The organism is Roseomonas sp. HF4, from assembly GCF_005222755.1.
Classification (GTDB): domain Bacteria; phylum Pseudomonadota; class Alphaproteobacteria; order Acetobacterales; family Acetobacteraceae; genus Neoroseomonas.
Map to the genome: position 1 here is coordinate 158,948 of NZ_STGD01000007.1, position 14,621 is coordinate 173,568.

At 74.1% G+C, this 14,621-nt stretch carries 11 protein-coding genes; 2 read left to right on the top strand and 9 right to left on the bottom strand.

Translation table 11 applies throughout. From position 1 onward, the window contains the following. Nucleotides 1-5: 5 nt before the first annotated feature. The 3 genes from E8M80_RS12870 to iolG are packed head-to-tail and all read right to left on the bottom strand — an operon-like array spanning nt 6 to nt 2,574. A complete protein-coding gene (locus tag E8M80_RS12870; protein ID WP_137126099.1) occupies nt 6-788 on the bottom strand; it encodes an inositol monophosphatase in 783 nt (260 codons plus the stop codon). Then, entirely contained in the window at nt 788-1,579 is a 792-nt protein-coding gene (locus tag E8M80_RS12875) for an SDR family oxidoreductase (protein WP_137126100.1), read from the bottom strand. Before E8M80_RS12875 ends, E8M80_RS12870 begins: the two co-directional genes overlap by 1 nt. Next, nucleotides 1,576-2,574: an inositol 2-dehydrogenase gene (gene iolG / locus E8M80_RS12880; protein ID WP_137126101.1), complete on the bottom strand. Its 999-nt coding sequence runs from the start codon at nt 2,572-2,574 to the stop codon at nt 1,576-1,578. Before iolG ends, E8M80_RS12875 begins: the two co-directional genes overlap by 4 nt. 114 nt (nt 2,575-2,688) lie before the next feature. On the opposite strand from iolG, the gene iolD reads away from it, so the two are divergent. Together iolD and iolE are read left to right on the top strand one after the other, a co-directional pair. Continuing rightward, nucleotides 2,689-4,524 carry a 3D-(3,5/4)-trihydroxycyclohexane-1,2-dione acylhydrolase (decyclizing) gene (gene iolD, locus E8M80_RS12885; RefSeq protein ID WP_137126102.1) on the top strand — a complete coding sequence of 612 codons (1,836 nt, stop codon included), beginning with the start codon at nt 2,689-2,691 and terminating at the stop codon, nt 4,522-4,524. Between the two features lies 1 nt (nt 4,525). Next, nucleotides 4,526-5,443, top strand: a complete 918-nt coding sequence (gene iolE, locus E8M80_RS12890; RefSeq protein WP_137126103.1) for a myo-inosose-2 dehydratase — start codon at nt 4,526-4,528, stop codon at nt 5,441-5,443. Between the two features lie 103 nt (nt 5,444-5,546). On the opposite strand, the gene E8M80_RS12895 is transcribed toward iolE, so the two are convergent. From E8M80_RS12895 to E8M80_RS12920, 6 genes are all read right to left on the bottom strand, one after another. Continuing rightward, nucleotides 5,547-7,898 (bottom strand): heavy metal translocating P-type ATPase, encoded by a 2,352-nt coding sequence (locus E8M80_RS12895; RefSeq protein ID WP_137126104.1) that lies wholly within the window; start codon nt 7,896-7,898, stop codon nt 5,547-5,549. Between the two features lie 317 nt (nt 7,899-8,215). After that, nucleotides 8,216-8,710: a DUF305 domain-containing protein gene (locus E8M80_RS12900; protein WP_240790017.1), complete on the bottom strand. Its 495-nt coding sequence runs from the start codon at nt 8,708-8,710 to the stop codon at nt 8,216-8,218. Nucleotides 8,711-9,006: 296 nt separating this feature from the next. Continuing rightward, entirely contained in the window at nt 9,007-10,305 is a 1,299-nt protein-coding gene (locus tag E8M80_RS12905; protein ID WP_137126105.1) for an ATP-binding protein, read from the bottom strand. Next, entirely contained in the window at nt 10,302-11,054 is a 753-nt protein-coding gene (locus tag E8M80_RS12910) for a response regulator transcription factor (protein ID WP_137126106.1), read from the bottom strand. The genes E8M80_RS12905 and E8M80_RS12910 overlap by 4 nt, the downstream gene beginning before the upstream one ends. Further along, nucleotides 11,051-11,446 carry a hypothetical protein gene (locus E8M80_RS12915; protein ID WP_137126107.1) on the bottom strand — a complete coding sequence of 132 codons (396 nt, stop codon included), beginning with the start codon at nt 11,444-11,446 and terminating at the stop codon, nt 11,051-11,053. Before E8M80_RS12915 ends, E8M80_RS12910 begins: the two co-directional genes overlap by 4 nt. Before the next feature lie 15 nt (nt 11,447-11,461). Further along, the gene (locus E8M80_RS12920) at nt 11,462-14,605 is read right to left on the bottom strand and encodes an efflux RND transporter permease subunit (protein ID WP_370287410.1); all 3,144 of its coding nucleotides are present in this window, start codon (nt 14,603-14,605) and stop codon (nt 11,462-11,464) included. Nucleotides 14,606-14,621: the final 16 nt, after the last annotated feature.

Below are 14,621 nucleotides of genomic sequence, written 5' to 3' on the forward strand. Positions count from 1 at the left end.
CGGCCTCAAGCGGCAAGGAAGGCAGCGAGGCGGCCGCCGAGCGCCGGCGCGCCGAACCCGATCGGGTTGCCGCGCGCCAGCCAGTCGCCGCTGTCGAAGGCGCTGGTCCAGCAGCCGGCCTCCCGCGCGATGGCGAGCGCGGCCGCGGCGTCCCAGGCATTGATGTGCAACTCGAGATAGCCGTCGAGGCGGCCCGCCGCGGTCTCGACCAGGCCGAGCGCGCCGGACCCGCCGCATCGCATCCCCGCCCCTGCGGCCATCACGCGTTCCGACAGGCGGTGGAAGCCCGCGATGGGCGTGCGCAGCGACCAGCCGACCTCGATGATGGCGCGGCCGATGTCCGTCGTCGGTGCCGCGCGGATCGGCGCGCCGTTCAGCGTCGCGCCGCAGCCCTCGGCGCCGGCGAAGACCTCGGCCGGCGCGTGGCGCGCGATGGCGCCCGCGACCGCGCGCCCGGCGACCACCAGGCCGACCGAGACGCACCAGCGGTCCCCGCCGCGCGCGAAGTTCGAGGTTCCGTCGATCGGGTCGAGCACCCAGAGCGGGCCGGCGCCGGAGACCGCGCCGCCCATCTCCTCGCCCAGCACCTCCTCGCCCGGGAACAGCGTGGCGAGGCGCTCGCGCAGGAACCGCTCGGTCGCGCCGTCGGCCTCGGTGATGAAGTCCTGCGTCCCCTTGAGGCTGGCGACGCCGCCGCCCTCGGCGCGCAGCCGCGCGGCGAGCGCCGCGGCCTCGGCGGCGATGGCGGCGGCGGCGTCGCGCCGGCGCAGCAGGTCGGCGCGGTCCATCACCCGTAGGCTCCCATCACGTTCTGGTCGAAGTCGATCAGCGCGCCCGTCATCATCGCGGCCGCGTCGGACAGCAGGTATACGGCCAGGCCCGCGACATCCGCGGGGCGGATCAGGCGGCCGAAGGGCTGCGCGGCCTCGGCCGCCGCCAGCCAGTCGGCGGGCCGCCCGTCGCGCGCCTGGATGGCGTGCTCGCCCGGCGTGTCCGCCCAGCCGATATTGATGCCGTTCACGCGGATGCGCGCGTCGCGCAGCGCATGCGCCGTGTTCTTCGTCAGCGTCGCCAGCGCGCCCTTCGACGCCGCATAGGCGGTCAGGAAAGGCTGCCCGCCATGGCTCGACATGGTGATGATGTTGACGATGGAGCCGGGCCGCCGCGATGGCTTGAGCCGGCGCACGACCTCCTGCGTCAGGATGAAGGGCGCGCGGGCGTTGACGGCGAACAGCCGGTCCCAGAGTTCGACCGGCGTGTCCTCGATGGTGCCGCGGTCGGTCAGGCCGGCGGCGTTGACCAGCGCGTCCACCGTCCCGAGCGCGGCCTCGGCCTCGGCGACGATGCGCCGGCAGGCCTCCGCGTCGCCGAGGTCGGCGACGGCCGCGTGGGCCGCGGTGCCGGCCGTGCGCAGCCCGGCCGCCACGGCCTCGGCGCGCGCGGCATCGCGCCCGGCGACGCAGATGCCGGCGGCGCCCGCAGCGGCCGCGGCGCGGGCGATGCCCTCTCCCATCCCCTGCGTCGCGCCGGTGACGAGCACCACCCGGCCCGCGAGCGAGACGGGCGGCAGCGCGGTCATGCGATCTCGCCGACGCGCACGGGCCGCCTCTCGCGCAGGGACAGCAGCGCGGCATCCGCCAGGACCAGGGCCTGCCGCCCATCCGCGGCGCCGACCGGCATCGGCACGCCCGCCGCGACCGCCGCCACGAAGGCGGCGAGCTCGATCCGGTAGGCCTCGGCATAGCGTTCCAGGAAGAAGTGCAGCGGCGTGTCGGTCGAGACCGCCGCGGTATTCGCAAGCTCCACCGTCGTCGGCGTCCGGTTGCCGGCCATCAGCCGCCCGAGGCTGCCATGCACCTCGATCCGCTGGTCGTAGCCATAGGCGGCGCGGCGGCTGTTGTTGATGTGCGCCATGCGGCCCGAGGCGGTGCGCAGCAGCACCATGCAGGAATCGATGTCGCCGACGGCGGCCACGGCCGGATCGACCAGCGCCGCGCCATAGGCGAAGACCTCCACCGGTTCCTCGTCCAACAGCCAGCGCGCCATGTCGAAGTCGTGGATCGTCATGTCGCGGAACTGGCCGCCCGAGACCTTCAGGTAGTCGATCGGCGGCAGGCCGGGATCGCGGCTGGTGACGACGACCTGCTCGACCGTGCCGATGGCGCCTTCCGCGATGCGGCGGCGGAGTGCCGCGAAATCCGGGTCGAAGCGACGGTTGAAACCGACCAGCATCGGCACGCCGGCGGCCTCGACCGCGGCGATGGCGGCATCGACGCGGGCGAGCGAGAGGTCGATCGGCTTCTCGCAGAAGATCGCCTTGCCGGCCTCGGCCGCCGCGATGACCAGCGCCGCATGCGTGTCGGTGGAGGAGGCGATGATCACCGCGCCGACCTCCGGGTCCGTCAGCGCCTCCTCGGTCGTCGAGACCCTGGCGCCGTGGCGGGCGGCCAGCCCCGCCGCAGCCGCCGCGTTCACGTCGACGACATGGCGCAGCGCCGCCTGCCCGCTCGCCGCCAGGTTGGCGGCGTGGATGGCGCCGATGCGGCCGGCGCCGAACTGGGCGAACTGGAGCATGGACGGTCCTGCGGCGCCGCCGCTTGTGGGGGACATCATCAATCCGTAACACTTGCTCGCCGTCAACACGGCGACGCGCAGCAGGGGGCAGGCCCCCCGGGGAAACACCTGGCCATGCCGACCATCCGGCTGAGCGCCGCCGAAGCCACCGTGCGGTTCCTCGCGGCCCAGGCGACCGAGATCGACGGCCGCCGCGTGCCCTTGTTCGGCGGCGTCTTCGCCATTTTCGGGCACGGCAACGTGGCTGGACTGGGGCCGGCGCTGCACGCCGTGCGCCGCCGCCTGCCGACCTTCCGCGCCCACAACGAGCAGGCCATGGCGCATGCCGCCATCGCCTACGCCAAGACGCATGCGCGGCGGCGGATGATGGCGTGCACGACCTCGATCGGCCCGGGCGCCACCAACATGGTGACCGCGGCCGCCGTGGCGCATGTCAACCGGCTGCCGGTGCTGTTCCTGCCGGGCGACGTCTTCGCCAGCCGCCGCCCCGACCCCGTGCTGCAGCAGGTGGAGCAGTTCGGCGACCCGGGCGCCTCCGCCAATGACTGTTTCCGCCCAGTGTCGCGCTTCTTCGACCGCATCACCCGCGCCGAGCAATTGCTGGTCAGCCTGCCGGCGGCGCTCCGCGTCCTGACCGATCCGGCCGAATGCGGCCCGGCGACCATCGCCTTCCCGCAGGACGTCCAGGCCGAGAGCCTCGACTGGCCGACGGCATTCTTCCGCCCGCGCCTACACCTTCCGCGCGCGCCGGAGCCCGATGCGGCGGAGACCCTCGCCGCCGCGGCCCTGATCCGACGCGCGAAGCGACCGCTGCTGATCGCCGGCGGCGGCGTGAAGTATGCCGGCGCCGAGGCTGCCCTGGCGGCCTTCGCCACCCGCCACGGCGTGCCCGTGGCCGAGACCCAGGCGGGCAAGGGCGCCCTGGCCTGGGACCATCCGCGCAATGCCGGCGCCATCGGCGTGACCGGCACGGCCTCGGCCAATGCGTTGGCGGCGTGCGCGGACCTTGTGCTCGCGGTTGGCACGCGCCTGGCCGACTTCACCACGGGGTCGCGCGCGCTGTTCGGGGGCGCGCGGCTGGTGGCGCTCAACGTCGCCGGCTTCGATGCGGCGAAGCATGGCGCGCTGCCGCTGGTGGCGGATGCGGCCAAGGGCCTGGCCGCGCTCGGCGCCGCGCTCGAGGGGTGGGCCGCGCCCGCCGCCTGGCAGGATCGCGCGGCGGCCGGCACGGCGCGCTGGCACCGGACGGTCGAGCGCGTCACCGCCGCGCCGAAGCGGGCGGGCGCGCCGCCGACCGACGCGCAGGTGCTGGGCGCCGTCAACCGCGCCATGCCCAAGGCCGGCATCGTCGTCTGCGCCGCCGGCGGCCTGCCGGGAGAACTGCACCGGCTCTGGCGTGCGCCCGACGCGGCCGCCTACCACGTCGAATACGGCTTTTCCTGCATGGGCTACGAGATCGCCGGCGGCCTCGGCGCCAAGATGGCCGCGCCGGCGCGCGAGGTGGTCGTGCTGGTCGGCGACGGCAGCTATCTGATGATGAACAGCGAGATCGCCACGGCGGTCGCCATGGGCGCGAAGCTCACGATCGTGGTGCTCGACAACCGCGGCTTCGGCTGCATCTCCCGCCTGCAGCGGGCGACCGGCGGCGCGCCCTTCAACAACCTGCTGGACGCCGACGCGCCCGCGGTCGACTTCGTCGCCCATGCTGCGGCGCTGGGCGCTCAGGCGCAGCGCTTGGACGGCATCGCGGCGCTCGAGGCCGCGCTGCCGGCCGCGCTGCGCAGCCGGCGCACGACGGTGCTGGTCATCGGCACCGACCCCGCGACCGGCACCGCCGAGGGCGGCGCCTGGTGGGACGTACCGGTCACCGAGGCGCCGCGGGACCCGGCCCAGAAGCGGGCGCGCGCCGCCTACGAACAGGCCCGCCGCCGGCAGCGGGCAGGAGGATGACATGGGCGTGCGGCTCGGCATCAACCCGCTGACCTGGACCAATGACGACATGCCCGAGCTCGGCGCGGAGACGCCGCTCGAGACCTGCCTCGCGGAGGCGCGGCTCGCGGGGTTCGAGGGCGTGGAGCTCGGCAACAAGTTTCCCCGCACGGCCGGCACGCTGCGCCCCGTCCTGGAGCGGCACGGCCTCGCGCTCGTCTCGGGCTGGCACGGGTCCAGCCTTCTCGAACGCGACGTCGATGCTGAGATGGCGGCGGCGGAGCCGCATGTCGCGCTGCTCTCGGCGCTCGGCTGCCGCGTGATGGTGCATGCGGAGGTGACGGGCAGCGTCCATGGCCTGCGCGACGTGGCGCTGTCGCGTCGCCCGGTGCTGGACGGCGCGGCCTGGGCCCTGCTGGCGTCGCGCCTGTCGGAGATGGGCCGGCGGCTGGCGGCGCGCGGAATCGCGCTCGCCTACCACCACCACATGGGTACGGTGGTCGAGACGGCGGACGAGGTCGACCGGCTGATGGCCGCCACCGGACCCGAGGTCGGGCTGCTGCTCGACACGGGGCACCTGACCTTCGCGGGCGGGGATGCGGCGGCGGCGGCGGCGCGTCACGCGGCGCGGATCGTCCATGTCCATTGCAAGGACATCCGGCCGGCGGCGATGGTGGCCGCGCGGCGCGACGACCGCAGCTTCCTCGATGCGGTGCTCGACGGCGTGTTCACGGTGCCGGGCGATGGCTGCGTCGACTACGCCGCGGTGCTGCGACCGCTCGCGCAGGCGGGATATGGTGGCTGGCTGGTGGTCGAGGCCGAGCAGGATCCGGCCAGGGCGCATCCTCTCACCTATGCGCGCATGGGGCACCACCACCTGGCCGCGGTCGCGCGCGACGCCTTCGGGACGTCCGGGCCGGGAGCCGCTGGCGGCGGGTGAGGGCCGGGCAGGGCGACAGTATCCGCCGCGCCGGCACCCTCATCCGAACGGCCGAGGGTTTCACCTTCGGCCGTCAGGCAATGAGGATCTTCTGCCGGCGGCATCACTCCAGGCGCGCCGCGCGCAGCCGCAGCGCGTTGCCGACGACGCTCACCGACGACATCGCCATCGCCGCCGCCGCGATCACCGGGGAGAGCAGGATGCCGAAGACCGGATAGAGCACCCCGGCCGCCACCGGCACGCCCGCGGCGTTGTAGGCGAAGGCGAAGACCAGGTTCTGCCGGATGTTGCGCATCACCGCGATGGACAGGCGCCGCGCGCGCAGGATGCCGGCCAGGTCCCCGCCCAGGAGCGTGACCCCCGCGCTCTCGATCGCGACATCCGTGCCGGTGCCCATGGCGATGCCGATCTCGGCCGCGGCCAGCGCCGGCGCGTCGTTCACCCCGTCGCCCGCCATCGCGACGTGGCGGCCCTCGGCCTTCAGTCGCTCGACGATGCGCTGCTTGTCCTGCGGCAGAACCTCGGCCTGGACCTCGGCGATGCCGAGGCGCCGCGCGACCGCCTCGGCCGTGGTCCGGTTGTCGCCGGTCAGCATCACCACCCGGATGCCGGCGCGCTGCAGCGCGGAGACCGTGGATCGCGTGCTCTCCTTGATCGGGTCCGCCACCGCCACCAGCCCGGCGACAGCCCCGTCGCGCGCCACGAAGAAGACGGTCGCGCCGTCGCCGCGCAGGCGTTCGGCCTCGGCCTCCAGCGCGGCGACCTCGACGCCTTCCTCCTGCATCAGCCCCGCATTGCCGATCGCGGCGCGGCGCCCTTCCACGCGTCCGGTCACGCCGCGGCCGGCGGGGGCGTCGAAATCCTCGACCGGCGGCGGGACGAGGCCACGCTCCTGCGCCGCGCGCACCACCGCCTCGGCGAGCGGGTGCTGGCTCGGCACCTCCAGCCCGGCGGCGAGGCGCAGCAGATCCTCCTCGCCCAGACCCCCGGCGGGCACCAGCGCGACGACCTGCGGCCGCCCTTCCGTCAGCGTCCCCGTCTTGTCGACGACGAGCGTGTCCATCCGCTCCATGCGCTCCAGCGCCTCGGCGTTCTTGATCAGCACGCCGGCCTGCGCGCCGCGCCCGACACCGACCATGATGCTCATTGGCGTCGCGAGGCCGAGCGCGCAGGGACAGGCGATGATCAGAACCGTCACCGCCGCGATCATCGCATGGGCGAGCCGCGGCTCGGGACCCCAGACGGACCAGGCGACGAAGGCGAGGCCGGCGACGACGACGACCAGCGGCACGAACCAGGCGCTCACCTGGTCCGCCACGCGCTGGATCGGGGCGCGGGACCGTTGCGCGCCGGCGACCATCCGCACGATCTGCGCCAGCACCGTGTCCTCGCCCACCCGCCCGGCGCGCATCACGAAGCTGCCCTGGCCGTTCAGGGTGCCGCCGATCACCGGGTCGCCCGCGGCCTTCGCGACCGGCACGGATTCGCCGGTCACCAGGCTCTCGTCCACGTTGGAGGCGCCCTCGACCACGTCGCCGTCGAGGGGGACCTTGTCGCCCGGACGCACGCGCAGCCGGTCGCCCACCGCGACGGCGGCGAGCGGCACCTCCTCCTCGCCGCCATCCTCGCGCAGGCGCCGCGCCCGGGCGGGGGCGAGGTCGAGCAGGGCGCGTATCGCGCCGCCCGTCCTCTCGCGCGCCCGCAATTCGAGAACCTGGCCGAGCAGCACCAGCACCACGATCACCGCCGCGGCCTCGAAGTAGACGGCGACCGAGCCGTCCGCCGCGCGGAAGGCCGCGGGGAAGGCCTGCGGCGCCGCCGTCGCCACCACGCTGAACAGCCACGCGACGCCGGTGCCGAGCGCGATCAGCGTGAACATGTTGAGGCTGCGGGTCACGAGGCTCCGCCAGCCGCGCACGAAGAACGGCCAGCCGGCCCACAGCACGACCGGCGTCGCGAAGGCGAACTGCAACCAGTTGGCCACCCGCGGCCCGCCCACGAGGTGCAGCATCCCGGTCATGTGCCCGCCCATCTCCAGCAGGAAGACGGGCAGGGTGAGAACGAGGCCGATCCGGAAGCGCCGCGTGAAATCCACCAGTTCGGGGTTCGGGCCGGTCGCCGCCGTCGGCGTCTCGGGTTCCAGCGCCATGCCGCAGATCGGGCAGTTGCCGGGACGGTCCTGCCGGACCTGCGGATGCATCGGGCAGGTCCAGATCGTGCCCGGTGCCACCGCATCTGCCCGAAGGGCCGGCTTCGCGGCCGTGAACCTGCCCGGGTCGGCGATGAATGTCGCGCGGCAGCCCGCGGAGCAGAAATGGTGCGTGGCCCCGCCATGTTCGGCGCGGTGCGGGCTGCGGGACGGATCGACGGCCATGCCGCAGACGGGATCCTTGACCGTGGCCCCCTCGGTCGCGGGTGCTGCGCGTGGGCCGTGGGCGGGGTGGTGACCGGTCATTGCGGTCCTCCTCGGATGGCGCGCCGGGTGGCCGGCGGCTCCGCCGGCGCCCGGGTCAGTCCGGCCTGGCGTCGGTGAAGCGCATGCGGGCGCCGTGCGACGCGGTTGCACGCAGGTCCATCACGTCAGGAACCTAGGCCGCATGCCCAGGCATTGCCACATCCGCGGGGCTGATCAGCATTGACGGCAGGACAGGGCCCGCAGGTCCCGCCGTGCTCTGCGCGACGGCGGGGCGATCGTGCAGATCCACCCCGCCCGCCGCGGCAGCGTCGGCGACGTCCCGGCCGGCGCGCAGGCCGTCCGGGACGTCGCGCGCATCACCGTGCCGGCATCCGCGCGACGATCGCGCGCATCTGCGCGATTTCGCGTTCCTGGTCGCGGATGATGTTCTCGGCCAGGGCGCGGACCTCGGGGTCGCGCCCGTGCTCCATGATGATCCGCGCCATGTCGATCGCGCCCTGGTGGTGCGGGATCATCGCCGCGGCAAAGTCGCGGTCGGCATTGCCCGACCACGCGATCTCCATGTCGCGGTGCATCCGTGCGTTGGCTTCGACGAAGGCCCGTGTCGCCGCCGACGCGCCGGCCGGCAACTGCGTCGCGCCGTGCCCGGCGGCGCCATGGCCGGGCATCATGGGCATGCCCTGGCCCGGCGCCATCTGGCCAGGCATCATGGGCATGGCATGGCCCGGTGCCGTCTGGCCCGGCATGGCCGGCATGCCGTGGCCGTGCTGCGACTGGGCGCGGGCCAGCATGAACGCGCCGCCGCCCACCAGGGCGACAGCGGCGGTGGCGGCGATGAGCATGCGGCGCATGGGAAGGACTCCGTTGTTTCGTCCCGCCGAGAATGGCGCCCGGGGCCCGTCGGAGCGTCTCGGCCGCATGACAAAACATGTCGCTGGTGGGCCACATGCCCGGCGGACGAAATTCAGACCTGCGGCCCGAAGGGCCGAGCGCCCGAACGGGCGCCGCGGCCTGTGCCGCGAAGCCAGGCCGCGCGGATCCGCGGCACGTCGCGCCGAAGGCGTGCCTTCGGCGTGACGCGTCTGAAGGCGTGCCTTCGGCACGACGCGTCTGGGAGGGCGAGGGTGAAACCTTCGTCCGCTCGGTATCAGCCGCCCTCCCGGGGCAGCCGCAGCCGTGCCAGCAGCCCGCCCTCGGGCGCCGTCCGCAATTCGAGGCGGCCCTCGCTCGCCTCGGCGAAGCGCTGCGCGATGGCGAGGCCGAGCCCCGCCCCCGCGCCGCCCCGCGCCGCGTCCAGCTGCATGAAGGGCGCCACGGCGCGGGCCCGGTCGGCCTCGGCGATGCCGTCGCCCGCATCGGCCACCTCGACCGCGACTGCCGGCCCCTCGGCGCGGATGCGCAGCCGCACCGGGGGGCGGCCATGGCGGAGCGCGTTCTCGACCAGGTTCGACACTGCCCGCTTCGCCGCCAGGGGCCGCAGCGGCAGCACCGCGCGCCCCGGTCCCTCATAGGCGACATCGTGTCCCTGGTCGGCGGCGTCGGAGGCCAGGGTCTGCAGGATCGCCGCGAGGTCGGTCGGGCGGATCGGCTCGGCGTCGCGGCCCTCGCGGATGTAGTCGAGGGTGCGGGCGATCATCTGCTCCATCTCGGCGATGTCCGCTTCGAGCCGCGCACGCTCCTCGCCCTCCGGCAGGAAGCCGACGCGCAGCTGCAAGCGCGACAGCGGCGTGCGCAGGTCGTGGCTCATGCCCGCGAGCGCCTCAGTGCGGTCCTCCAGCAGGCGCGCGATGCGGTGCTGCATGGCGTTGAAGGCGGCGGCCGCATGGCGCACCTCCTCCGGCCCCTCGGTGGGCACCGGGCGCGGCGTGGGGTCGCGGCCGATCCTGTCGGCCGCCGCCGAGAGCCGCCGCAGCGGCCCGGTGATCCAGCGCACCACCAGGATCGACACCAGCGCGATGCCGACCGCCATGGCGACCATCGAGGCGACGGCGCCATGGTCGAGCGCCCCGCCGCCGGCGCCGAGCCAGGGCGCCGAGAAGACGATCCAGCCGCCGCCCTCGGCCGGCAGCGCGCCGATCAGCCGGTGGCCCGGCTCGGCCTTCGGGTCCCAGCCGATCCGCGCGCCGGGGCCGAGCCGCGCGGCAGCCTGCGCCAGCGCGTCGGGCGGCGGCGCGGCGGCGAGGGGGGGCACGCGGTCCCAGTGGATCTCGAGGCCGGGGCGCGACACCGCATGCGCCGCCGCGTCGCGCGAATCCTCGGGCAGCGCGGCGACGGCCACGCGGGCGGCCGCCAGCCGGTCGGCCAGCCGCTCCAGCCGCGCGCCCTGCTCGGTGTCGCGCAGCGCCCGCTCATGCACCCACATGCTGCCGACATGCAGCAGCATCAGCCCGCCCAGCAGCAGCAGCGTGATGCGGCCGGCCAGGCTCGCGGGCCAGGCGGACCTCACGCGCGCGCCACGTCCGCGACCAGCACGTAGCCGACGCCGCGCACGGTCTTGATGAGCGAAGGGCTGTCGTCCTCGGGCTCGATCTTGCGGCGCAGGCGGCTGACCTGCACGTCGACCGTGCGGTCGAAGGGATCGCCGCTGACCCGGCGCCGCGCGACCTCCAGCAGCTGCTCGCGCGACAGCACGCGCTGCGGATGCTCGAGGAAAGCCATCAGCAGGTCGTACTCAGCGCCCGACAGGTCGACCGCGACGCCCTCGGGCGAGGTGAGGTCGCGCCGCGCCGTGTCCAGGACCCATCCGGCGAAGGCGAGCCGGCGCGACCGCGGGTCGGGCTGCGCCTCGGCGGGCGCGGCGCGCCGCAGCAGCGCGCGGACGCGGGCCACCAGCTCGCGCGGGGCGAAGGGCTTCGAGACATAGTCGTCGGCGCCGAGCTCGAGGCCGAGTACGCGGTCCATCTCCTCGCCGCGCGCGGTCAGCATCAGCACCGGCACGCGGGAGCGCTCCCGCAGGCGGCGCAGCAGGTCGAGGCCCGAGGGCCCCGGCAGCATCACGTCCAGCAGGATCAGCTCCGGCGGGCCGGCGGGGCTGTCCAGCAGGTCCCACATCTCGCGCCCGTCCCGCGCCGCCGAGACGCGGAAGCCCGATTCCCGCAGCAGACGCGCGACGAGGTTGCGCATCTCGCCGTCATCCTCGACGACGAGGACATGCGCCTCGGGGTCGAGCAGCCGGCGTTCCGCGCCCTCGCTCATCTGGCCGGTTCGACCGGCGCGTAGCGCGCCTGGATGCGGGGCTGGCCGGCCGCGGGGACGAGCTGCACGACCACGCGCAGGCCCGGATCGGCCCGGAAATCCCCGCTGGCGACCAGCGCCGTGCCGTCGGGACGCGGCGCGAAGGTCACGGTCTGCTGGCGCCCCCCGGCGAGCACGATGGCCGTGGCGGTCGCGCCGGTCGCCGGGAGCGGGCGGTCGCTCGAGTCGAACAGGAAGAAGGTGAGGCGCCCGTCCTGTGCGAGCAGCTCGCCGTGGTAGCTGCCGATGTCCTGCATCTGGCCGCCATTCGGCCCGCGCGCGGGGCCATGCGCCAGCGCGAGGGACGGCAGGCCCAGCAGTGCGGCGGCGATCATGGTGCGCTTGGTCGGCATCGGGGTCTCCTGGGATCAGAATGTCTCGGGGGCGAGCGCCCCGCCAGCACGCCGTTCCGCGGCCTCGGCGCGCAGGCGTTCCAGCGCCGGGCGGCCGAAGCGGTGGAACAGGATGGGCGTGACCAGCGTATCCAGCAGCGTGGCGCTGACGAGGCCGCCCAGGATGGTGATGGCGACCGGGTGCAGGATCTCCTTGCCGGGCGCGTCGGCGCCGATCGCGAGCGGGATCAGCGCGAGGCCGGCGGACAGCGCGGTCATCAGCACCGGCGTCAGGCGTTCCGCCGAACCGCGCAGCACGAGCGCCAGGCCCCAGCGCTCGCCCTCGTGCAGCGCCAGGTTGAGGTAGTGGCTCACCTTCAGGATGCCGTTGCGCGTCGTGATGCCGGTCAGCGTCACGAAGCCCACCAGCGTCGCGACCGAGAGCGGCTGGTCCGCGATCCAGATGGCCGCGACGGCGCCGATCAGCGCGAGCGGCACGTTGCCCATGATGATGGCCGCCAGCATGGCCGAGCGGTAGCGCGAATAGAGCACCACGAAGATCAGCGACAGCGACACCAGCGCCAGCAGGGCGATGGTCCGCATCGCTTCCTCCTGCGCCTGGAAGGTGCCCTCCAGCGCCGTCGTGTAGCCCGTGGGCATCGGGACGCGGGCGAGTTCGCCGCGGATGCCCGCGATCACCTGCGCCATGTCCGACCCCGGCGCCGTGTTCGCCAGCACCACGATGCGCCGCCGCGCGCCCTCGCGCAGGATCTGGTTCGGGCCGTCGCCCTCCTCGACCCGCGCGAGCAGCCCGAGCGGGATGCGGCCATGCGGCGTCGGCACCAGCGCCTCGGCGAGCCGGGCCGTGGTGCGGTCCTCGTCGGCCAGGCGCAGCACCACGTCGAAGCGCCGCGCACCGTCCAGGATCTGGCTGACGACGATGCCGCCCGTCAGCGATTCCAGCGTCTCGGTCAGCGCCGCGGCCGAGACGCCGTAGAGACCGGCGCGCTCGTGGTCCACCGCGATGCGCAGCTGCGGGATGCGGACCTGGCGTTCCAGCTGCAGGTCGGCGAGGCCAGGCACGTTCGCCGCCAGCCGCCCGCGCAGCGTCTCGGCCAGCGTGCGCAGCGTGTCGAGGTCGTCGCCGTAGATCTTCAGCGCGATCTGCGCCCGCACGCCCGAGAGCATGTGGTCCAGCCGGTGGCTGATCGGCTGGCCGATGTTCACCGCCGCCGGCAGGGCGGCAAGTCGCGCGCGGATGTCGGCCAGCACCGCGGCGCGCGGCCGCCCGCCCTCGCGCAGGTCGAGGTCGAGCTCGGAGGAATGGACGCCCTCGGCATGCTCGTCGAGCTCAGCGCGGCCGGTGCGGCGGCCGACGCCCTTCACCTCCGGCACCTCCATCAGCAGCCGTTCCGCCACGCGGCCCAGCGCGTCCGATTCCGCGAGCGAGATGCCCGGCTGGTAGGTGACGTTGATGACCAGCGTGCCCTCGTTGAAGGGCGGCAGGAAGGCGCGCGGCAGGAACGCCACGCTGGCCGCGGCGATCGCCACGCCGCCGGCGGCGACGCCCAGCACCAGCGCCCGGTGCGCGAAGGCCCAGCGCAGCAGCCGGTCCTGCCCGGCCTTCAGAAACCGCACCAGCGCGCCGTCGCCCGCATGCATCCGCCGCATCCCCGGCAGCAGCCAATAGGACAGCACCGGCGTGACGGTCACGGCCACCAGCAGCGAGCACAGGATCGAGACGATGTAGGCGATGCCGAGCGGTGCGAACAATCGGCCCTCGATCCCGGTCAGCGCGAACAGCGGCAGGAAGACCAGCACGATGATCAGCGTGGCGTAGACGATGCCCGAGCGGACCTCGGCGCTGGCGGCGACCACCACCTGCATCACCGGCTCCGGCACGGCGCGCGCGGCGTTCTCCTTGAGGCGGCGGAGGATGTTCTCCACGTCCACCACCGCGTCGTCCACCAGTTCACCCACCGCGATGGCGAGCCCGCCCAGCGTCATGGTGTTGATGGACAGGCCGAAGGCCGCGAACACGATCGCCGTCAGCAGGATCGACAGCGGGATCGCCGTCAGCGAGATGAAGGTGGTGCGCGTGTTGAGCAGGAAGGCGAACAGCACGATCGCCACGACGACGAAGGCCTCGGCCAGCACCTGCTGCAGGTTCGCGATGGATTGCGCGATGAAGTCCGCCTGGCGGAACTTGATGCGGTCCGCCACCACGCCGCGCGGCATGCCGGCCTGCAATTCGGCGAGCGCCGCCTCCACCGCGCGGGTCAGGCGGATGGTGTCGGCGCCGGGCTGCTTTGCGATGGCGAGGATCACCGCGGGCTGCCCGTCCACACCCGCCTCGCCGCGCTTGAAGCGCGCGCCGTACTCGACCTGTGCCACCTGGCGGAGCGCGATGGGCTGGCCTTCCCGGAAGCCGACGGTGGCGTTGCGCAGGTCCTCGAGCGAGGTGGTGCGGCCGATGTTGCGGATCAGGAACTCGCGCCCCGCCTGGTCCACGTAGCCGCCGCCGGCATTGGCGCCGAACTGGCGGAGTGCCGCGATCAGCGCGTCGCTGGTCAGGTCGAGCGCGTGCAGCCGGTCGAGGTCCGGCATGACGCGGAACTGGCGCACCTCGCCGCCGATCGGGATGACCTGGGAAATGCCCGGGATGGTCAGCAGCCGCGGGCGCATCACCCAGTCCGCGAGGTCGCGCAGGTCCATCGGGCCGATCGCGCCACCGGGCGCCGCGGTCATGGCGACCAGCATGATCTCCCCCATGATCGAGGAGACCGGCGCCAGCGTGGGCAGCACCCTGGGCGGCAGCTGTGCCTGGATCTGGCCGAGCCGTTCGCTGACCTGCTGGCGCGCGCGCCAGATGTCGGCCCCCCAGTCGAACTCGACAAACACGATGGACAGCCCGACCGAGGAGACCGAGCGCACGCGCGTGACACCCGGCAGCCCGTTCACCGCCGTCTCGATCGGGAAGGTGACGAGCTGCTCGACCTCCTCGGGCGCGAAGCCCTCGGCCTCGGTCATCAGGGTCACGGTCGGCTTGTTGAGGTCCGGGAAGACATCGACCGGCATGCGCGACAGGGTGAAGGCGCCATAGAGGCTGACCAGCACGGCCGCCACCAGTACGAAGATCCGGTTGCGCAGCGAGAAGCCGACGATGGCGTTGAACAGCATGGCTCAGGGCATCCCG